This window comes from Clostridium collagenovorans DSM 3089 (genome assembly GCF_900130005.1).
Lineage (GTDB): Bacteria > Bacillota > Clostridia > Clostridiales > Clostridiaceae > Clostridium_D > Clostridium_D collagenovorans.
Window position 1 is genome coordinate 950394 of the sequence record NZ_FQXP01000003.1, and the last position, 21065, is coordinate 971458.

The 21065-nt window shown below is 29.1% G+C and carries 22 protein-coding genes and 1 other annotated feature; of the genes, 14 read left to right on the forward strand and 8 right to left on the reverse strand.

The features are described 5' to 3' along the window. Nucleotides 1-222 precede the first annotated feature (222 nt). From BUA48_RS04420 to BUA48_RS04435, 4 genes are all read left to right on the forward strand, one after another. Nucleotides 223-1053 (forward strand): MerR family transcriptional regulator, encoded by an 831-nt coding sequence (locus BUA48_RS04420; RefSeq protein WP_072830463.1) that lies wholly within the window; start codon nucleotides 223-225, stop codon nucleotides 1051-1053. Nucleotides 1054-1368: 315 nt separating this feature from the next. Next, the gene (locus BUA48_RS04425) at nucleotides 1369-2199 is read left to right on the forward strand and encodes a Cof-type HAD-IIB family hydrolase (RefSeq protein ID WP_072830465.1); all 831 of its coding nucleotides are present in this window, start codon (nucleotides 1369-1371) and stop codon (nucleotides 2197-2199) included. Nucleotides 2200-2216: 17 nt separating this feature from the next. Next, nucleotides 2217-3647, forward strand: coding sequence for an NAD(P)/FAD-dependent oxidoreductase (locus BUA48_RS04430; protein ID WP_072830467.1), 1431 nt, complete (start codon nucleotides 2217-2219; stop codon nucleotides 3645-3647). A 6-nt stretch (nucleotides 3648-3653) separates the two neighbouring features. Further along, nucleotides 3654-4547 (forward strand): FAD-dependent oxidoreductase, encoded by an 894-nt coding sequence (locus tag BUA48_RS04435; protein ID WP_072830469.1) that lies wholly within the window; start codon nucleotides 3654-3656, stop codon nucleotides 4545-4547. 63 nt (nucleotides 4548-4610) lie between these two features. On the opposite strand, the gene BUA48_RS04440 is transcribed toward BUA48_RS04435, so the two are convergent. The 5 genes from BUA48_RS04440 to BUA48_RS04460 all read right to left on the reverse strand — a co-directional run bounded on the left by BUA48_RS04440 (nucleotide 4611) and on the right by BUA48_RS04460 (nucleotide 7678). Beyond that, nucleotides 4611-4802 (reverse strand): hypothetical protein, encoded by a 192-nt coding sequence (locus BUA48_RS04440; RefSeq protein ID WP_072830471.1) that lies wholly within the window; start codon nucleotides 4800-4802, stop codon nucleotides 4611-4613. A 98-nt stretch (nucleotides 4803-4900) separates the two neighbouring features. Further along, entirely contained in the window at nucleotides 4901-5725 is an 825-nt protein-coding gene (locus BUA48_RS04445) for a class I SAM-dependent methyltransferase (protein WP_072830473.1), read from the reverse strand. Between the two features lie 246 nt (nucleotides 5726-5971). Further along, nucleotides 5972-6490 (reverse strand): nitroreductase family protein, encoded by a 519-nt coding sequence (locus tag BUA48_RS04450; RefSeq protein WP_072830475.1) that lies wholly within the window; start codon nucleotides 6488-6490, stop codon nucleotides 5972-5974. A 236-nt stretch (nucleotides 6491-6726) separates the two neighbouring features. Further along, the gene (locus tag BUA48_RS04455) at nucleotides 6727-7047 is read right to left on the reverse strand and encodes a PadR family transcriptional regulator (RefSeq protein ID WP_072830477.1); all 321 of its coding nucleotides are present in this window, start codon (nucleotides 7045-7047) and stop codon (nucleotides 6727-6729) included. Further along, entirely contained in the window at nucleotides 7037-7678 is a 642-nt protein-coding gene (locus BUA48_RS04460) for a hypothetical protein (RefSeq protein ID WP_072830479.1), read from the reverse strand. Before BUA48_RS04460 ends, BUA48_RS04455 begins: the two co-directional genes overlap by 11 nt. Before the next feature lie 390 nt (nucleotides 7679-8068). After that, nucleotides 8069-8286: a binding site (T-box leader), on the forward strand. A 144-nt stretch (nucleotides 8287-8430) separates the two neighbouring features. Between BUA48_RS04460 and BUA48_RS04465 the strand changes: the two genes are divergently transcribed. From BUA48_RS04465 to BUA48_RS04495, 7 genes are all read left to right on the forward strand, one after another. Next, nucleotides 8431-9156, forward strand: coding sequence for an amino acid ABC transporter permease (locus BUA48_RS04465; RefSeq protein ID WP_242944291.1), 726 nt, complete (start codon nucleotides 8431-8433; stop codon nucleotides 9154-9156). Next, on the forward strand, nucleotides 9143-9877 hold the full coding sequence (locus tag BUA48_RS04470; protein ID WP_072830481.1) for an amino acid ABC transporter ATP-binding protein: 735 nt from the start codon (nucleotides 9143-9145) through the stop codon (nucleotides 9875-9877). Before BUA48_RS04465 ends, BUA48_RS04470 begins: the two co-directional genes overlap by 14 nt. A gap of 9 nt (nucleotides 9878-9886) precedes the next feature. After that, nucleotides 9887-11056 carry a M20 family metallopeptidase gene (locus BUA48_RS04475; RefSeq protein WP_072830483.1) on the forward strand — a complete coding sequence of 390 codons (1170 nt, stop codon included), beginning with the start codon at nucleotides 9887-9889 and terminating at the stop codon, nucleotides 11054-11056. A 52-nt stretch (nucleotides 11057-11108) separates the two neighbouring features. After that, nucleotides 11109-11975: a transporter substrate-binding domain-containing protein gene (locus tag BUA48_RS04480; protein ID WP_072830485.1), complete on the forward strand. Its 867-nt coding sequence runs from the start codon at nucleotides 11109-11111 to the stop codon at nucleotides 11973-11975. A gap of 77 nt (nucleotides 11976-12052) precedes the next feature. Continuing rightward, on the forward strand, nucleotides 12053-13189 hold the full coding sequence (locus BUA48_RS04485; RefSeq protein WP_072830487.1) for a patatin-like phospholipase family protein: 1137 nt from the start codon (nucleotides 12053-12055) through the stop codon (nucleotides 13187-13189). Nucleotides 13190-13521: 332 nt separating this feature from the next. Further along, nucleotides 13522-14229 (forward strand): ABC transporter ATP-binding protein, encoded by a 708-nt coding sequence (locus tag BUA48_RS04490; protein ID WP_072830489.1) that lies wholly within the window; start codon nucleotides 13522-13524, stop codon nucleotides 14227-14229. Continuing rightward, on the forward strand, nucleotides 14229-15794 hold the full coding sequence (locus tag BUA48_RS04495; RefSeq protein WP_072830491.1) for a putative ABC exporter domain-containing protein: 1566 nt from the start codon (nucleotides 14229-14231) through the stop codon (nucleotides 15792-15794). The genes BUA48_RS04490 and BUA48_RS04495 overlap by 1 nt, the downstream gene beginning before the upstream one ends. Nucleotides 15795-16007: 213 nt before the next feature. Here the strand turns inward: BUA48_RS04495 and BUA48_RS04500 are convergent, their stop codons facing one another. After that, entirely contained in the window at nucleotides 16008-17111 is a 1104-nt protein-coding gene (locus BUA48_RS04500; protein ID WP_242944292.1) for a uroporphyrinogen decarboxylase family protein, read from the reverse strand. Beyond that, complete coding sequence (locus tag BUA48_RS04505) at nucleotides 17086-17766, reverse strand: corrinoid protein (protein ID WP_072830493.1); 681 nt, start codon at nucleotides 17764-17766, stop codon at nucleotides 17086-17088. Before BUA48_RS04505 ends, BUA48_RS04500 begins: the two co-directional genes overlap by 26 nt. A gap of 524 nt (nucleotides 17767-18290) precedes the next feature. Between BUA48_RS04505 and BUA48_RS04510 the strand changes: the two genes are divergently transcribed. Next, on the forward strand, nucleotides 18291-18728 hold the full coding sequence (locus BUA48_RS04510; protein WP_072830495.1) for a MarR family winged helix-turn-helix transcriptional regulator: 438 nt from the start codon (nucleotides 18291-18293) through the stop codon (nucleotides 18726-18728). Next, on the forward strand, nucleotides 18721-20160 hold the full coding sequence (locus BUA48_RS04515; RefSeq protein WP_072830497.1) for an MATE family efflux transporter: 1440 nt from the start codon (nucleotides 18721-18723) through the stop codon (nucleotides 20158-20160). The genes BUA48_RS04510 and BUA48_RS04515 overlap by 8 nt, the downstream gene beginning before the upstream one ends. A gap of 54 nt (nucleotides 20161-20214) precedes the next feature. Here the strand turns inward: BUA48_RS04515 and BUA48_RS04520 are convergent, their stop codons facing one another. After that, nucleotides 20215-20874 carry a YczE/YyaS/YitT family protein gene (locus BUA48_RS04520; RefSeq protein ID WP_072830499.1) on the reverse strand — a complete coding sequence of 220 codons (660 nt, stop codon included), beginning with the start codon at nucleotides 20872-20874 and terminating at the stop codon, nucleotides 20215-20217. Between the two features lie 119 nt (nucleotides 20875-20993). Here BUA48_RS04520 and BUA48_RS15980 point away from each other — a divergent pair. Further along, on the forward strand, nucleotides 20994-21065 hold a 72-nt coding region (locus tag BUA48_RS15980), incomplete at its 3' end, for an IS1 family transposase (protein WP_341465234.1).

Consider the following 21065-nt stretch of genomic DNA (forward strand, 5'->3'; position numbering starts at 1 on the left):
TATAATTTCTAATTAATATTCTACACTTCTATTAGTCCGTGTATGTATTCTATAATGAGGGTTATGCCTAAATAGAATGCAAAGGGTTACTTAGAATATATATAATTTTCCTAATACAATATATAATAGATAATATTATTTTTCCTATTCATTGATTATTTTTTCTACATAAATTAGAATAAAGTATACTGTTACTGTATAGTCAAGAGAGGATTTGAAAATATGAACAAAATTTTGAAAACTTATTTTACAACGGGTGAATTTGCAAAGCTTTTCGATATAAAAAAACAAACCTTATTTCACTATGATGATATAGGTGTTTTTTCTCCAGAAATAAAGGGGGAAAATGGCTATAGATACTATTCCTTTGGTCAAATTGAGGTTTTTAATGTTATTACCATATTGAAGGACCTTGAAATGCCCTTGAAAGATATAAAGGATTATTTAGATAAACGTAGTCCCGAAGAACTTATTTCTTTATTAAAGAAAGAGAAGGAAGTAATTGAAGATAAAATTAAAGAACTTAATAAAATACATAGTTTAATTCAAAGAAAAATAGATATAACAGACTTTGCTTGTAATGTAGATAAAAGCTCCTTAAAACTAGAAAAGCTTAGAAATTCTCTTTTAGTTAAAACAAAAGCACCTGAAATATCCACGCATAAAAATATAGCTATTGCCCTAGCTAATCACATTAAATACTGTGATGAGCATAACATTTATAGTGCCTATTCTATTGGTGGAATGCTAACTTTAGATGATCTTAAAAATGAGTTATACTCAAATTATAAGTACTTCTATACAGAATTAGAGGATACTTCAAACTCTAGCTCAAACTTTGAAAAAGAAGAAGGTCTTTATTTAATTGCTTACCATGAAGATGGTTTTTATACTATAGATGAAACTTATAAAAAGCTTTTAAATTTTATAGAAGAAAATAAGCTACTAGTAAAAAGTTACTTTTATGAAGATGTGTTACTAGACGATCTTTCTGTTAAAGGTTATGAAAATTACACCTTGAAAATTTCAGTTAAAGTTGAAGAATCTAATTAATAAATGTTAAGGAAATCCATTCTCAAGGTTTTCCTTAACATTATTTTATTTCTTCTTAGATATTTCAATTACCTTAAGAATAAAATCACTTTTCTTCTCTGCGCTTTTAGAGATAGAATTACTTTAGCATTTGTTTTAAAATTAACTCCAAGTTTATTTCATTAAGGATTGTTATTTTTATATATAACTATTTACTTATTATTTATAGAAATATTTCTAATTTTACTTATTTGTAATGAACTAATATAATAATAAATGTAAGATATACTAATAGTTATAAACCATAAAAATGTTTTATAAAGGAAGGAAAGTTTTATGACTATAAAATTAATTTGTATTGATATGGATGGCACTCTTTTAGTAGATACTCAAAAGGTATCCGAAGAAAATAAAAAAGCTATAAAAGAAGCTATTAACAAAGGTGTTCATGTTGCTATTACTACTGGTAGGCTTTATGGCTGTGCCAAATTATATTCTGATTCAATAGGATTAAAAACTCCTATTATAGCCTCTAATGGAGCTTTTATAGGTGATGTAAATGGAGATACAATATTTGAAAATCCATTATCTCAAGATAATATAAGAGACTTTTTAAGAATAACATCAAAATATGATTTATTTTCATATTTAACCACTAATTCAAATATTTTATCTTTTAAAGAAGTTCCTGAGGATCATATGTATAAGGTACTAAATAAAAGCTTGAAAAAAGATGATCAAATAATTTTTCATACTCTAGATAATATAAATTCTGTATATGATTTTCATGATGAAAATATATTAAAAGGAGTTTGTGTTGAAAAAAGTGATTTTTGTAAATTAAATAAGGCAAAAGAAGAATTAAAAAGTTGTAGTTCTGACCTAGAAATTGTTTCTTCTTGGAATAATAACTTTGAGGTAATGAAAAAAGGAAGTTCCAAAGGAGAGGCAGTAAAACAACTAAGTAAATTCTTAAATATAAATAAAGAAGAGGTTATGTGCATAGGTGATAGTGAAAATGATTTATCTATGATTCAATATGCAGGTATAGGTGTAGCTATGGGAAATGCTTCAGATGAAGTTAAATCTAAAGCACAATATGTTACTGATACAAATGTTAATTCTGGTGTTGCTAAAGCAATACAAAAATTTGTTTTAAATAATTAATAGTGGAGGTATTTTATATGAGAGATGTAGTTATTATTGGTGCTGGCGTAATAGGTTGCTCTATAGCTAGAGAACTATCTAAATATAATTTAAATATATGCTTAATTGAAAAGGATAATGATGTGGCTACTGGTATTTCTAAAGCTAATAGTGGAATTATTCATGCAGGCTTTAATGAAAAAAATGGCACTTTAAAAGCTAAATTTAATGTTGAAGGCAATAGACTTTATGATTCTTTATCAAAGGAACTAGATTTTACCTTCAAAAGAAATGGTGCTTTTGTCTTAGCCTTCAATGAAGAGGATTTAGAAACTTTACATAATTTAAAATCTAACGGTGAATCCTTAGGTATTGAAGGCTTAGAAATTCTTTCAAAAGAAGAGGTTTTAAAAATAGAAAAAAATATAAATCCTAAGGTTTTAGCTGCATTACATGCTAAAAGTTCTGGTATAGTAAACCCTTATGAAGTAACTATTGCCTTAGCTGAAAATGCTGCTCTTAATGGAGTAGACTTCATATTTGACGCTGAAGTTACATCTATTGAAAAGTGCATAGATTCCTATAAGTTAAAATTGAAAAATAATGATTGCTTAGAAAGTAAAGTTGTAATTAATGCTGCTGGACTTAATAGTGATTACATAAATAATCTTATTAATAATGAAAAATACGATTTAATACCTGTAAAAGGTGAATATTGTTTATTAGATAAAATTGCAGGCAATATGCTTAACAAAACGGTTTTTCAAGTTCCTAATAAAATAAGTAAAGGTGTTTTAGTTACCCCTACTGTTGACGGTAACCTTTTAGTTGGTCCAACTGCTAACAGTATAAAAGATAAATATAGCTTAGAAAATACTAAGGATAACTTAGAGCTATTATTACAAAAGGCTAGTAATAGCATTGTGAACATTCCTACTAATAGAATATTAACAACCTTTTCTGGACTAAGACCTCATTTAGAAAGAAAAGATTTTATTGTAGAAGAACTTAAAGACAATAAAGGATTTATTAATTTACTTGCAATTGAATCTCCTGGATTAGCATCTGCTCCTGCAATTGCTCTTTATGTAAAAGACCTTGTTTCTAAAACTTTACCTTTAAAAAGTAAAGAAGATTTTAACCCTTATAGAAAGAGATTATTAAGATTTACCGAGTTATCTCTTGATGAAAAAAACAAATTAATATCTAAAAATCCAGCTTACGGAAAGATAGTTTGTAAATGCGAACTTATTTCAGAAGGTGAAATAGTAGATTCTATAAACAGACCTTTAGGCGCAAAAACTGTTGATGCTGTTAAAAGAAGAACTAGAGCTACTATGGGTGGATGCCAAGGTGTTGGATGCTTATTACCTATAAGTAAAATAATTAGTAGAGAATTAGGTATAGATATTTCTGAAGTTAATAAAAATGCTGATTCTTCTCCAGTTGTTGGTTTTAAGGAGGTTTAATTCAATATGATATACGATTTAATAATAGTTGGTGGCGGTGCTGCTGGAATGCTATGTGCTATTAACAGTAAAAAATCAAACTTTGAAAAGGTTCTTTTAATAGAAAAGGATGTAGTCTTAGGTGGAGCTTTAAACTTAATTAACTATAATATTAGTGAAAAAGAAAATTTAAGTGGAAAGGAATACAAAGATAAACTTTTAAATGAATATGATGAATTAAATATATCTACTTACTTAAATACCTTAGTTTTAAACATTAATGATTGTAACAATATAGTTTGCGTTAGTCCTGAAAGAGGAGTTGAGGAACTTAAAGCTAAAAATATAATTCTAGCTAATGGTGCCAAGGAAAAAAACCGAAACTTTCTTTCTATGGTGGGCGATAGATGTGCTGGAGTTATTACCTTAAGAAATGCGAAAAAAATCTTAGCTATGGATAATATGATTCCTGGAAAAGAAATTGTCTTATATGGTGATAAAAATTTAAAACTCATAAAAGATGACTTAAAGAAAAAGAATTTAAATATAAAAGCCATTATAGGTACTGGTCTTAGTAAAGAAAGCAAAAATATATGCTCTAATATCTATGAAGGTTTTGAAATTACAAACATCTTAGGTAAAGATAGAGTTAATTCTGTAATTTTAACTAAAGACAATGAAGCTCTAAAAATAGACTGTGATACTGTTATTTTAGCTCAAGATTTGCTAAGTGATGGTTTAGTATCTTTTAGAAGCAACATAAGTTTAAACCCTGCTACAACAGGACCTAAAGTCAATGATAATCTAGAAACCTCTAGAAAAAATATCTTTGCTTGTGGTGATGGAATTTACATTCATAATACCATTGAAGAAATTGAAGATGAAGTGTATAAATTGATAACTCACTTAAGCGGTTTATAGATTATATTATAAGACTATGTTTAATAGAAAAACCATATCTAATTAACAGATATGGTTTTTTTATTACTCTTCATATAATTTCTCATCTAAAATCTTATTTAGTTTATTTTGAGCCATCCATAGCTTCTTTTGCTTTCTATTATAAGCTACTAAGCTAGATTTATTGTTCATATTTGCTTCCATTTGCTTCATATATTCTTTATCAGCAATTTTAAATGCATCTTTAATTACTAAAAGTTCTTCCTTAGTAAACATAAAATCTCCTCCATTAACTTTAATACTAAAATATTTCTATTATATTTTAGCATTTATTATGAATTAATCCTATGTTTCATTGAAATTTATTTTATTTATTATTTCTTTTTAGCTTTAGCAAGTAAAAATTCTCCATTATCCACCATAGTTGGCTTAGTATAGGTTTCTAATTCAATTTTAAAAATGGTCTCTAATCCTCTATTGTCAGTATTAAAGTCATTAATTATTTCTGCATTTCCACAACTAATGCATGGACTTCCACCTAAGAAGACCTCCTTAAATCCATTACATTTAAGCAAATACTCAAGTTCCTTTCCTTCAAAGAAATGTCTTGGTGGTTGAGAAACCATTTCATGCTCTCTTAAATCACCTGTCTTAATAACCTCTTCTATATTCCAATACTCTGGTCTTTCAAAGAAATCGTAATTTCTTGAGCCTAAAACCATCTTAATTATACCCCATCTGTTGTTTACACTAAGTGCCAATAAACCTTTCTTATTTAAAACTCTGTTAAATTCAAGAATTGCTTTCTCTCTATTTTCCATTACATAAGATAATGGAGCACCATAACATATAATCATATCAAATTCTTCATCTTTAAACTGTGATAAGTCTCTTATATCACCTTGAATAAAACCTTCTATGTTTTCTTCAATTTCCGCCTCTTGAATCTTCTCTTTAGCAATTCTGAGTTGTTCACTAGAAATATCAAATAAAGTTACTTTACACCCTCTTTTAGCAAGTTCTATACTATATCTTCCTGCCCCACAACCTGCATCTAAAATCCTCATTCCCTCTTTTAAGTGCTTTTCTATAAAGTCCATGTGCAATAAATAATTTATTCTACTATATGAACTTTCCTCTAACCTGTACCACTCCTTGATTCCATATTTATCATAAAACTCCATTACCTTATTACCCATAAACCTTCCCCCTTAATGTAAACAATTTCGCCTACATATAAATATAGATTACAAAGAACCTTTCTTTTAAAGTTCCTTGTAATCTCTTTAAATAATTTTATTGTTTTTATTAGTAAATTAAATTTAAAAGCTAAGATTAGAATTTAACTCTATCTGAACTTAAAATTACTTATATGATTTACTATTATCTAAAAAACCTTCATTTTAATAAATGTAATAACCTTATATTAACTTTTTAAATATACTTTATATATATTTATTATAGTGAACTCTTGCTTCCTTAATACATGGATCTTCGTATGCTTCCTTCACTTCATTTTTATATCCTATACTTAATACACTTAGTACTCCGTAGTTACTTGGTATATTTAAAAGCTCTCTTATTTCTGCTTCTGAATCCCCAGTCTCACTTTGTCTTCCTCTCATTTGTATCCAGCAAGATCCTAACCCTAAATCCTCTGCTTCCATTTGAAGAATTATAGAAGTTATTGCTGCGTCCTCAATCCAAGCATCACTTTTTTCTTTATCTCCAATTACTACCATTGCTAAAGGTGCTGTTAATAGTCCCATTGTGCCCATTTTTTTGCATTGTTCTAATTTTAATATTGTTTCCTTGTCTTCTACAACAATAATTTCAACTTCTTTTTTATTCATTGATGTCGGTGATATTAAAGCTGACTTAATTAATTTTTCTACCTTTTCTTGTTCTACTTTATCCTCTTTATAAGCTCTTACACTTCTTCTTGTTTTTAATAATTCTAGCATTAAATTTTCCTCCTTATATCCCTTGAATAAAATCAATTTGTCTCAATTTTATAAAATAATTTATATAAAATTTTCTGTTATTATACCATTTAATCACTTGTATTCCAATATATTTTACATTCTTTTATATTAATTTGTAAAATTATCTCTTTTATATTATTTTCTTAAAATATCCTGTAAAACTTTATGAGTTATTATTAAAAATCAACTTAAATACTACAGCCTTTTTAATATAATTATTCTTCCCACAATACCTTAACAGCTTCTGTTATTTTATCCCATGCGGTTTTAAAAGATTCCATTTCCTCTATACCACTCTCTGTCAAAGTGTAATACTTTCTAGAAGGTCCTATTTTAGATTCCTTTTTCACTCCTAGTATAAGTCCCTTCTTTTCTAATCTTAAAAGAAGAGGATATAATGAGCCCTCTGCAAAATCTGTAAATCCCAATAGCTGTAGCTTTGTATAAATTTCATATCCGTAAGTTTCTTCTCTAGATATTATCTTTAAAATAACTCCATCCATGAGTCCCTTTAATAGTTGAGAACTATCTGACATAACTATCACTCTTTTCCTTTAGTTTATATGAAAATACTAATGCAATATATCCTACTATTTCTATTATTAAAAAAACTATTACTACAAAGTAACTTATATTAATACCTTTAGTTATTCCATAAATTTCCTCATGAAAGAAATTCATTATATACATTGGCATAAGTAAAATCATCATTTGAAGAAATTGTCCTAAATTAACAGACTTCCTATAAAGAAATTTATGACTTAAATAATATGCAACTGCTCCCATTACAAATCCTATAATACCACTAAATATCGTAGCTGCTGAAATAGGCTCAGTATTTCCTAGTATCCATGAATTCATAATGTAAAAAAAGCTAGCCAACATTGCTCCTAAAAAAGCTTGTTGAAAAAAGTAATTTAAAAATCTTCTTGTTCCCAAAGTAGAGTAATAAGACTCTAAAATATCCCTTATAAAACTATCTACACTTACTCCAATAGCTTCCTTTAAGCTATTTCCCATATTTTGATTCCTATAAAATAAATCAAGCAAATCAGCATCAACCTCTTTTCTAAAAGATCTTGGCACCATGAATTGTAACCTATAATCTATTTTTTCAAAGGCATCATAATATTCTCCCTTAAGACAATACTTATCTATTTTTTTCATCAATAATCACCCCTTATGGCACTACCTTGTTATGCATGATTGTGATTACATTGTATAGCAAGGTAGCTTCAATGTCAATTATTTCTTTATTCATTTTATAGTGAATATTTATTCACGTACTATGATTTCAAATTTTATATTCTTGATTATTCATTTCTAAATCTCAGTAATATATATACCTTTTTCTTTTATAGAACCTAAGTTTTTCTACTTTTTTTATTTTAATCTAAATTTTTCAGCAATAAACCTTGTATCTTAAATTTAAATTCTTAATTATTCCAAGTAAGCATATTTATGAAATTAAGCATATTTATAAATTTATTTTGCATATTTATTTAATTTTCTATTGACATCATGAAAAAACATAATATAATAATATTTAACAATATGAAAAACCCAGTGATTAAGAGAGTAGTTATAATGATATGTTTCAGCGAGCTAATGGTTGGTGGAAGTTTAGCATCATACTTATAATGAACCGCACTTATGAGGGGACTACCTGAACTAATAGTAGGGTATTCGGTTAGCTTACCTTACAAGCATGAGAGGGTATAAATATTAATTTTATACCAATTAGAGTGGTACCACGGAAATTTTTCGTCTCTTAGTTTTATACTAAGAGGCGTTTTTTATTTTGAATTAGGAGGATATTTATGATGACACTACTTCGGAGATTTAAGTTTTTAACCTTAGAGAAATTTCTACACTATTTTTTTAGTTGTAATAAAAATTATTTTTAGGAGGAATATTATATGTTTATTTTAGCTACAAGCATAAACATGGACTTTAGTAGCATGACAAAGTACATGCCTATGTTTATGGAAGGTATCTTAATGACTCTAGCTTTATCCTTAGCAACTGTTATATTAGGTACTTTAATAGGATTCATAATGTCTTTATTAAAAAGATCTCAATTTAATATTTGGGGAATTAAGCCCTTAAATATTTTAGCAACTATATATACTCAAGTTATAAGAGGTACACCTATGCTTTTACAAGTATATTTAATTGTATATGGATTACCTGGTATAGGAGTTCAACTCCCTAAAATTGCAGGTTGGGAGGACTCAAGGGTATTTATAGGCTGTGTAGCTGCCCTTGCGATTAATTCAGGTGCCTATGTATGTGAAATTTTCAGAAGTGGACTAGCTGCCATTGATAAGGGTCAAAGTGAAGCTGGTAGATCCTTAGGTTTAAGCAGTAAACAAACTATGAGATATATAATTGTACCTCAAGCTATAAAAGTAATTCTTCCTGCTCTTGGAAATGAGCTTATTATGATGATTAAAGAATCCTCTATTGTTTCAGTAGTTGGATTATTCGATATTATGTATACCCACAATATTGTTAAAGGTGCTACTCTTAGAACCTTTGAGCCACTAATAATTGCTGGTGTTATCTACTTAATTTTAACTACAATTTTAACTACCTCTTTAGGATTATTAGAAAGGAGATTGAATACAGATGTTGCAAAGTAAAAATTTAAAGAAGTCCTTTGAAAAACAAGAAATATTAAAGGGAATAAATGCTCATATTCACAAAGGTGAAGTTGTTAGCATAATAGGTCCCTCTGGTTCAGGAAAATCTACCTTCTTGAGATGTTTAAATCTAATGGAAGAACCTACTTCCGGTGAAGTTTACTTTAAAGGTCAATTAATAAGTACTGTGAAAGATAAAACTTTTGATATAAACCACATTAGAGAACATATAGGAATGGTTTTTCAACATTTTAACCTTTTTCCTCATATGACTGTAATTGAAAATATTAAATTAGCTCCAATGAAAGTAAAAGGTTTAAATAATACAGAGGCTACAGCCTTAGCAAAGGATTTATTACTTAAAGTTGGTTTATGTGATAAGGCTAATTTCTACCCTAACAAATTATCTGGTGGACAAAAACAACGTGTTGCCATAGCTAGAGCCTTGGCTATGAACCCTGATGTAATGCTTTTTGATGAACCAACTTCAGCTTTAGATCCTGAAATGGTAAAAGAAGTTCTCTTAGTTATTAAGGATTTAGCTTTAGCAGGTATGACAATTGTCATAGTAACTCATGAAATGGGATTTGCTAAGGAGATTTCTTCAAGAGTCTTATTTATAGATGAGGGTACAATCCTTGAGGAAGGTACTCCAGAGGAAATATTTAATAACCCTAAAGAAGAGCGTACTAAATCATTTTTAAATAAGGTTATGTACTAGGAGGTATTTATGCAAATTTATGATAACTTAAAAAAGAATGTAAATAAAAATGTTGATTATTATATGTCCTTAGTTAAATCAATGTATGATAATCCTGAAGTTGGAAATGAGGAATTTGAAACTATGGAGCTGCTATGTAATGCTCTATGTAATCTAGGATTTGAAGTGAAAAAAGAATTTATAGTTCCAACAGGTTTCATAGGAGAATATTCTTCTCCTAAAACTGGACCAACAATAGCCTTCTTATGTGAATATGATGCTTTACCAGAAATCGGTCATGGCTGTGGTCATAATTTAATTGCAGGTATAGGCATAGCTTCAGGAACTGCTTTGAAATCTGTCATAGATGATATAGGAGGCACAGTTTTAATTGTAGGAACCCCTGCTGAAGAAAACTTTGGTGGAAAAGTTTCTATGGCTGAAGCTGGTGTTTTCGATAAAGTTGATGTTGCATTGATGCTCCATCCTTCTACCCATAACAGCTTAGGTGGAAAAACTCAAGCCTTGAATCCTATAAAGTTTGAGTTTTTCGGTAAAAATGCTCATGGCTGTACTCCACAAGAAGGAAAAAGTGCTTTAGATGCAGCTGTATTAAGCTATATAAATATTAACTTATTACGTCAATTTACAAAAGAAAATACTCATATTCATGGAATATTTAAGAATGGCGGCTCTGCTGCAAATGTAATTCCAGCATATGCTTCTCTTGAGTATTACTTTAGAGGAGAAACTATGGACTATGTTCAAGAGCTTAGTAAAAAAGCCATGAAGTGTGTTGAAGGAGCTTGCCTAGCAACAGAAACGAGCTTCAAAAGTTTAATTTATGAATGTCCCTATGAAGATATGCTGATTAATTATGAACTTACAAAACTCCTAAAGAAAAAATACGAGGAATTAGGTTTAAAGGATATTGAAGATGTAGATGAAACTCCAACTGGTTCTACGGATATGGGTAGCGTTAGTTATAAGTGCCCTTCTCTTCATGGATATATTAAGATTGCTGACTCTTCTGTAAATGGTCATTCAAAGGAAATGGCACAAGCTACTATTTCATCACAGGGTAAAGCTGCTCTTATTAATGGAGCCTATGCTCTTTCCTCTATTGCTGTTGATTTAATATGCAATGATAGTTTACTAAAAAAAGTAAAAGATGAATTCAAAAAATCTACTGAAAAATAATTAAACTTATATAAAAACTACTAAAAAAATAACTATATTGGAGGAATATAAAATGAAAAAAATAATTACCTTATTATTAATACTTACTACTTTAATTACTTTTGTCGGATGTGGACAAGCTCAAAGCAATGAAGCTTCTAAAAATAAGAAAGATGCATTAGAAGAGATAAAAAAATCTGGAGCTTTGGTTGTGGCTACTTCTCCTGACTTTGCTCCAAATGAGTTTTATATAATTGATGAAAAAGGAAATAAGCAAATTATTGGCTCTGATATTTCCTTTGCTCAAGCAATTGCTGATGAAATTGGAGTTAAATTAGAAATTAAAGCAACTGATTTTAATGGTGCATTATTAAATGCTCAATCTGGTCAGGCTCATATGGCCATTACTGGACTTGCTTATACTAAAGAAAGAGCTAAAGTTCTTCAATTTTCCCATGGGTATTTAAGAGAAGACTCTGAAGGGTTCCAAGGAATATTAATGAAAAAAGAAACTGCTGAAAAATATAAGACCTTAGAGGACATAAAAAAAGCCAATTTAACTATTGGTGCACAACAAGCCTCAATCCAAGCTGAATTAGCTGAAGGTTTAACTTCACCTAAAAATGTTAAACTCCTTGCTACTATTGATGTACTTGCAATGTCTTTAAATGCTGGTGATATAGACGCTGTTGTTGTTTCTTCTTCCTCTGCAGACCCATTAAGAGCTACCTTCACTGACCTTGTAGTTCTACCTAAAGAAAACTTTAACTTAGATAGTGAAAATGTTTATTCTCAAACTTATGTAGGATTTCCTATGGGTGATGAATACACATCTTTAATTGAAGTTGTTAATAAAGTTATAAAAGAAAATACTGAAAACAAGAACTTTGACAAATGGGTAACTGATGCAAAATCTAAAATGGATTTTCAAGTAGAATAAAGATGTCCCTAACCTCTCTCCATCTTCATATTATGTAATGTAACACTTATTATGAAATATATGGTGGTGAATAACAAATGAAAGTAGATTTAGTATGCGAAGGTGGAGGGGTTAAAGGTATTGCCTTAGTTGGTTCTATATGTTATTTAGAAGAGCAAGGCTATACCTTTGAAAATATAGCTGGAACCTCAGCTGGTGCAATAGTTGCCTCCTTGTTAGCCGTTGGATATAGTGCAAAGGAACTAAAGGATATACTTTTTAATTTAGATTATAAAAATTTTAATGATAAAAATCTTCTTCAATCAATTCCATTGATTGGACAACCAATAAGTCTTTTAATTAATAAAGGAATATATGCTGGTGAATATGTAGAGACCTTTCTTACTGAAAAATTTAAAGCTAAAGGAAAAACTAAATTCAAAGACATCTCTGTAAATGGTGTTAGTAGACTTAAAGTAATTGCTTCTGATATTACTAATAAAGATCTTCTTATTCTACCAGATGATTTAGCTAAGTATGGATTAGATCCTATGGAGTTTGATATAGCAACTGCTGTGAGAATGAGCATGAGCATTCCGTTATATTATAATCCTGTAATAATAGAATATAAAAATATATCTAGTTATATAGTGGATGGAGGACTTTTAAGCAACTTCCCTATCTGGATATTCGATACCATGAAAATTCCTGATTGGCCTACCTTTGGACTAAGGTTAGTATCCGATAATGATTATGCAATTCCAAATAGTTCTCCTAATATTATATCTTATATTACTAATATAGTAGATACTGCTATTTCAAAAAATGAAACTGTTTATTTAACTGATAAAAACTCTGTAAGAACTATTGATATTCCAACATTTAATATAAAAACAACAGATTTCAATATATCCAAAGCGGATACTACCTTACTTTTTAAATCTGGATATAATTCTGCTAAAAAGTTTTTAAATGGCTGGAACTTTGAAAACTATATAGAAAAATACAGAAAAGAGCCTTGTGAAGAATCTGGTTTTGAAGATAAAGAAATTCATAATTCTAAAAATATTTCTTCTGAAAATACTGTAACTATGGATTCTGAAAATAGTTCTTGCGAGGAAAATATCACTTCAAATGATAATAATTATAATATTGAAGATATCTCCACTGAAGAGGTTACAGATAATTCTTCCTCTACAGAAACTTCAGTTCCTGAGGCTGTAATTATCCCTTAAAGATTAAAGCATTTATTAATATTAAAAACTAAAATGTAACCTATAGAGTAGCTAAAAGCAAATCGCTACCTTATAGGTTTTTCATTTTATAAATGCAACTTATAATTATTAACTTATGTAAGCTAATTCTGTACTATTTTTTCATTTTTAAATAATAGAGTTAAGATTTTCTTAATTTATGAAATTTAATATTGACTTATATATACATCAATAATATTCTTAGCATATATTGTAATTTTTTTAAAGCTTAAACTTAATATCTCTAAAATTTATCTTAAGTTTTAGAGTACTTAAGTTTTAATTTTAAATATTATTTAAGGAGGATTTTTTTAATGTTCAAAGTTTCTAATGTCACGAAGAAATACGGTAAGCTTATTGCCAACAATGATATAAGTTTCACTGTAAATGATGGAGAGATAGCAGTACTATTAGGGCCTAATGGTGCTGGAAAATCTACTATTATAAAATGTATCGCTGGACTTTTAAGATTTCAAGGAGATATTGATATATGTGGTAATCACAATAAATCCTTAGAAGCCAAAAGACTTCTAGGATATATACCTGAAATGCCTGCTATTTATAATTTATTAACCGTTGGAGAACATCTAGAGTTTATAGCAAGAGCCTATGACCTTTCTGATTGGAAAACCTATGGAGACTCCCTATTAACTAGATTCGAGCTTATGGATAAAAAAGATACTTTAGGAAAATCCCTTTCAAAGGGTATGCAGCAAAAGCTTAGTATATGCTGTGCTATACTTCATAAACCTAAGGTAATAATATTTGATGAACCAATGGTTGGCTTAGACCCACACGCAATAAAAGAATTAAAAAAGATGTTCACGGAACTAAAAGAAGAGGGTGCTTCTATTTTAATAAGTACACATATGCTTGATAGTGTTGAAAATTATTGGGATGTTGCTCACATAATGGTGAAAGGTTCCTTTGCAGCTACTAAATATAATAATGCCTCTTCTACTGATGATAAGACTCTTGAAGAGTTATTCTTTGAAATTACTGAAAGGATGGCTGTTGAATAATGAAATCTTTATTATATATTTGTTTTACAAGTATAAAGAATTCCATAAAAGACCTTAAGCATAATCCTGGAAAATTGATATATACTATTTTTATGCTTGCATTTTTTGCCTTTATGATTATTGCATCTACTAAATCACCAACTAAGGAAGCTAGAGATATTACTGAACTTCATGTGATAATTTTAGCCTTATATTCATTTTCTTTTGTTGGAATCCTTATGTCAGGACTTTCTTCTGGTGCTAGCTTTTATTCTATGGCTGATGTAAATATAATTTTTCTAAGTCCTATTTCATCCAAAGTCATATTACTATATGGACTTTTAAAACAAATGGGAACTTCTTTATTGATGGGTTTTTTTCTCTTATTTCAATATGCTTGGTTAAACTCTGCTTATAATTTATCATTTAAAGGACTTATAGCTATCTTAATAGGCTTCTGTATATCCATTATATGTGGACAAATAACTGCTATGGTAATTTATTGTTTTTCAAGCAACAATGAGAAAAATAGAATTTTAATTAAAGCTATACTTTTGGCTATTGGTGCTATTGTGGGTGCTTATATAGTGCTTCCTGTACTATCTAGCAGTGGAAATAAATTAAATGCTTTACTTTCTCAAGCAAATTCTTCATTCTTAGAATTTATTCCTATAATAGGCTGGTTAAAGGTATTTGTAGTAGGACTGTTATCTAATAATTACTTAATCTCAATATACGGATTACTACCTACAATCTTCTATATTCTTTTATTTATCTTCATAATAAATAAAATTAATTCTGACTTTTATGAAGATGTATTAAAAGCTACAGAGGTTTCTTTTAGTGCAATAACTGCTCAGAAAGAAGGAAAAGGAGTAGATGTGTCTCCTACTAAAGTTAAACTTGGCAAAATAGGAATAAATAAGGGCAATGGTGCTTCTGTATTTTACTATAAGCATATGCTTGAAAACAGGAGAGCTAAAAGTTTTATTTTAGACATGCCCTCTATTATATTCATAATTATAACAATAATTTTCGCTGTATCCTTGAAAAATGAAGGACTTCTTCCCGTATTTATTTTTTCAACTTATATGCAAATTTTTTCATCTTGTATGGGAAGATGGCTTAAAGAGCTTACTATGCCATATGTATATATGGTTCCAGTTAGTCCCTTTAAAAAATTAATTATGATTTTTGGAGAAAATATATATAAAACCTGTGTAGAAGCTTTAGTTTTATATATACCTATTGCTTTAATAATAAGACCTTCAATATTAGAAGTAATTGCATGTATACTTGCTAGAATAGGATTTGGACTCCTTTTCATGGCAGCTAATATTTTAACTGAAAGATTTATTGGTTCTGTACCTAATAAAGGTTTAATAATATTTTTATATTTTATAATTATAGCTCTTATATGTTTACCTGGCATTGTAATAGGTGTTTTACTTGGGTCTTTCTTAGGTATATCTAACCCAATAGCCTTTGCACTATTTTCTACTTTCTTATGGAATGTACTAGCCTCAGCTTTAATTACATTCCTATGTAGAAATATTTTAAGCTATGCAGAGCTTAATAATAAATAATAACACTATATATCTTTCAATTATTATTCCTAAATTCATACTTAACTTTTTCTAATAGCTTTATAACTATAGTTAAAGTTTTTTGATTAAATATATGTTCTACATTCCTGTTTAAACTATATTTACTTAAACTAAAAAACAGAGAGTAGTTTATAAATATACTCTCTGTTTTTTATTGCATGTAATTTTATTTTGTCTTATATTTTATATTAATTACTCGTATAAGCTCATGCTCATAAGCTTATCTAGTTTTTCATCTGTAATCGGCCATCCTATCTCTCTTGCTGTATCCATCATTGTATGAATATTTATTATAGGCGTCTCTACTGGAAGTCCGCATCCAGACATTACTCCAAAGCCCTTAGGGGATTTATACCCTTTTTTAACACATTGAATAACACTCTTTCTTACTTCTTCCCTAGTTCCACTGTACATAATTGTAGATGGATCTACGTTTCCTGTAATTTTTATTTTACTTCCTATTTTATCTATACATTCACTTAAATCAACCACATTATCTATACTAAATCCGCCTACTCCAACTTCTACGATATCATCAAAAATACCATTTGTTTTTCCACATATATGAATAGAACTTCCAACGCCCTTAGCTTTAAGGAAATCTACAAATTCCTTTATGTATGGCTTTCCGAACTCTCTAAAATGTTTTGGACTAATAACTGTGCAAGAACTCATTGGCTCTGCAATGCTAATTCCAACTCCAGTTTCTATAGCTGCACTTGCAAATCTCTTACAACTTTCTAAAGAAATTTTACATAGTTCATGCACTGCTTCAGGGTTAGTTATTAATAATTTAGTCATTTTTTGAACGCCAATTAAAAAGAAAGCACTTGTAAAAGGCCCTACTATTAAAGCTGTACAAGGAACCTCTTTACCTATTTCATTTTGAACTATACTCATAGCTTCTATATGTATAGGTAATCTTGCATCTCTACATGGATTAACTGGCTCTAAATTTTTAATTTCATCTACTGAAGTAATAGCTGGTTCTAAAAGATCTACTGTATTGTCATCCGGATACTTCATTTTAGCACCCATTGCCTCTGATAAAATAAATAGATCCGTAAAAATTTTTGCACCGTCACCGCCAAAGGCTCTATGAGTATCTATAACAGCCTGTGCTAAAGCTTTTGAGCTAGTATTAAACTCCGATATTTTACAACCGGATACCCTAGCTATTCCATTTGAAAGGTTGGGATTACATTGTATTCTGTCTACATCTTGTCCCTTAGAAAGAGCTATAGCCCTTTCTAGAGGAGTCATCTCATCTCTAAACTGCTTCATTAACTGACTCATTCAAAACACCTCTAACTAAATCTTTAGCAAGTCTTGCAGCTTTAGATGCCTCTGCAGCATATCCATCTGCTCCTATTTTGTTAGCAAAACTTTGTGATATAGGTGCTCCCCCAACCATTACCACAACTTGCTCACGAATCCCTTCTTCTTTCAGTAATTCTATAACAGTCTGCATGTTATCCATAGTAGTTGTCATTAATGTAGACATACCTACTAAATTAGCATCTAACTCTCTTGCCTTTTTTACAAATTCACTTGGTGGAACATCTCTCCCTAAATCACAAACATCAAAACCACAAGTTTCTAGCATAATCTTAAAAAGGTTCTTACCTATATCATGAGTATCCCCTTCAACTACACCTACTACAGCTTTGTATTTAGTTCCACCTTCTTCTTTTTTTAGATGAGGTCTTAGTATATCTAAGCCTGCATACATTGCATCTGAGCACATTAAAAGTTCTGGTATATAATACTCTTCTTCTTCATATAAGACACCAGCCTTATCCATTCCCTTTGCAAGTCCATCCGCTATACCTTCATAAGCATCAAAACCATTTTCTACAAATTCCTTTGACTTTTCTAAAGTAACTTCTTCTTCCATATCAACTACAGAAGCAGCTAATTCTTCTAATAACTTTTCTCTTAATTTATCCATTTTTTCCCCCTAATTATATAATACTCTAAAACATACTATCAACTTAATTTTACATGGCATAATATGCCTTTTCAAATTTATATTTTAAATAGATTGATATATATCTATTTATTTCTTCTCTTTATTACAAATTATGTAAATAAGATGCTAGCTAGAATTATTTTTAAGTACAAAATAAACTATGTTCTTTTCATTTTTTAGTTTAAATACATAGATATTTAAACTTACTGTATATTCAATCATCTATCTTAAATATTAAAAACATTTTTCTTTTATTAAATTATATATGATACTTAAATATTTTTTTACAATTTTTACATAGTTATTAATTATTTTATAATTCGCATTTTATATCTATTAAAGTTAACCAAAGCCTATGTATAATAACTATTTCCATAAATAGACTCTATACATTCACACTTTCACTCTTAAATATATGAATAATTTTTCAACTTAAATAGTTGCAAGTGCAACTATTTTTTGATATAATTTCTCTTATAATAAAATTAAAAGCGGTGATATTTATGAATAAACCTAAAGATACAATTGGTAAGTGTGTTGCTCAATTATATAGAATCAATTCAAAATTCTTAGTTAAAAAATATCAAAAATTTAATATTGGCTCTGGCCAATACTTCTTTTTAATAGAACTTTATAGAAAAGATGGAGTAAGTCAAGAATATCTCTCTGATAAGCTTAATGTAGATAAGGGAACTACAGCAAAAGCAATGAAGAAATTAGAGGAATTAGGATACATTAAACGTTTGAGATGTGAAAATGATAAAAGACTTTATAAAATATTTTTAACGGATGAAGCCTTAGAAATAAAAGAAGAGTTTTTTAACATTTTAAATGAAAATGATAAGAAAGTTAGATCATTAATAACTGAAGATGAATTTAACATGGTTACGACTATATTACAAAAAATTTCGAAAGGACTAGGTGATGAAACTCATGGATAATCAAAAACGACTGGGTGAAGAGAAAATACCCAAACTACTTATAAGTTTCTCTATACCAGCAATTATAGGTATGATTGTAAATACATTATACAATATAATTGATAGAATATTTATAGGTAATATACCTGAGGTAGGAAATTTAGCTATAACAGGTGTTGGAATAACCCTACCTATAATGACTATAATTTTAGGCTTTGGACTATTAATAGGAGTTGGTACTTCTGCTAGGATTTCTATAGCCCTTGGGCAAGGTAGAAAAGAAACAGCAGAAAAATTACTTGGTAATGCTGTTACCTTAATTATAATTGCATCTATTATAATTACTTGTTTAGGTCTTATATTTATCGATCCTATACTTAAAGCCTTTGGGGCTAGTGCTGATACCTTAGTTTATGCAAAAGATTATATAAGGATAATATTCTTTGGTACTATTTTCAGTTTAGGTAGTGTTGGACTAAATCACTCCATAAGAAGTGATGGTAATCCTAAAGTAGCAATGCTTTCTATGTTATTAGGGGCTGGTACAAATATAATTTTAGACCCTATTTTAATTTTTGGATTTAACATGGGGGTTAAAGGTGCTGCTATAGCAACTATAACTTCTCAACTTATATCTGCAATTTGGATATTTTATTATTTTACTAAGGGTAAAAGTATTTTAAAAATAAAACTTCCTAATTTAAAATTAGAAAGACATATAGTTCTTAGTATATTTACAATTGGTATGTCTCCTTTTGCTATGCAAATAGCTCAAAGTTTAGTTCAAGTTGTTGCAAACAACTCTCTTAAATACTATGGTGGAGATATGGCTATAGGTGCTATGACTATAATAAGTAGTATTTCTTTAATGGCTACTATGCCAATTGTAGGTATAAATCAAGGTGCACAACCTATTATAGGATATAACTATGGTGCTAAAAAATATGATCGTGTTAGAGAAACCTTAAAGTATGGAGTTGTAGTTGCAACCTTAATAGTTACTCTAGCATTCTTATTAGTAGAGATTTTTCCTAACACTATAATACAAGTATTTAATAATGATCCAAGTTTAAGAGAAATGGCAATAAGAGGTGTTAGAATTTATTTATTTATGCTTCCAATTGTAGGCGTACAAATTATAGCTTCTAGTTACTTCCAAGCTATTGGTAAAGCTAAAATATCAATGTTTTTAAGTCTTTTAAGACAAGTTTTAATTCTTATACCATTAATTTTATTATTACCTAAATTACAATTGTTTGAAGGATTAGATGGAATTTGGTTTGCAGGTGCTATTTCTGATTTTATTTCCACAATAATTTCTACTACCATATTCTTTGTATCTGTAAAGCATTTAAAAAAGAAAACCGCTTCACATACTGATGATTTGGATGTTACTATAAGTAAAAATAACAAACTGCTTTACAATGAAATTTCTGCAGATAATTCTAAATAACTTTAAAATAAAATGAGAATTGGATTAATCCAATTCTCATTTTTATTTTAAAGTTTAATTTCTATTTAATACAAATTGACCTATGTTGTCACTTATAGACTGATGCTGAATTTTATTTCCTTCAAAATTACATATCTTAAATACAAATTGAATAGAGTATCCTAACCCAATAGCTGTTATTATAGTACCTATACCTGCATATCCTCCTAGTAAATATCCGCATATAAGTGCACCTATTTCTAAGCAAGTTCTTACAACTTTAATAGGTTTATTGGTTCTTTTACTTAAAGCCATCATTATTCCATCTCTTGGACCACACCCCAAGCCTGAACCTATGTATAAAACACATCCAAAGCCCATTAAGAGCATCCCTATAACAAGCATTCCTATTCCTTGAAAAAATGAATTTCCCTTTGGTATTAGATTATTAAACATAATTAAGTCCATAAATTTCCCTATAAAAATCATATTTAATACTGTACCAAGTCCTAATTTTTCCCCTAAGATTACTCCCAATACTACAAATAAAACTCCAACCATTATACTTGCATTACCAATAGTTATACCTGCCATCTTAGAAATACCATGATGAAGTACATCCCACGGCGACATTCCTAAATTTGCATTAATCATAAATACGGCCCCACTTGAACAAATAAAGAAGCCTATAAATAATCTTATAAGTCTTATACCTAGGTTTCTAAAATCTTTCATAATTCTCCCCCACTTTCTTTAGCCGTTCTGTTAAGTTATATGAACATTGCACTTCTCTCACCTTAGAAGTATACTAAGTTTTCCTAAGACAAAATATCCCCCCGAAGGAGAGAAGAGCAATGAACAAAACAAACATAAAATGTCCTCGCTGCCATTCTGATCAATTATACAAGTTTGGAATGGATAAGCAG